This is a genomic window from Paenibacillus sp. ATY16 (assembly GCF_003399985.2).
Taxonomy (GTDB): Bacteria; Bacillota; Bacilli; order Paenibacillales; family Paenibacillaceae; genus Pristimantibacillus; species Pristimantibacillus glycanilyticus.
On record NZ_NMOK02000018.1, the window covers coordinates 1 to 222 of the forward strand.

Genomic DNA, 222 nt, shown 5'->3' on the forward strand with positions numbered 1-222 from the left:
TATGGCCCCATAGGGTATAAGTTGTCATTATCGAAAAGATAATGGTGGGCCTTAGTGGACTCGAACCACCGACCTCACCCTTATCAGGGGTGCGCTCTAACCAGCTGAGCTAAAGGCCCTTAACAACTATTTAATGAGAAGGATTGTTCCTTCAAAACTGACAACGAGCGAGCGACTAACCTACCTGATTTATCCGATCATCATCGTGATCGGGTATTTCCT

At 45.9% G+C, this 222-nt stretch carries 1 tRNA gene; it reads right to left on the bottom strand.

What is annotated here, in order from left to right:
* Positions 1-42: 42 nt before the first annotated feature.
* Positions 43-119, bottom strand: a tRNA-Ile gene (locus CFI03_RS11350).
* Positions 120-222 lie beyond the last annotated feature (103 nt).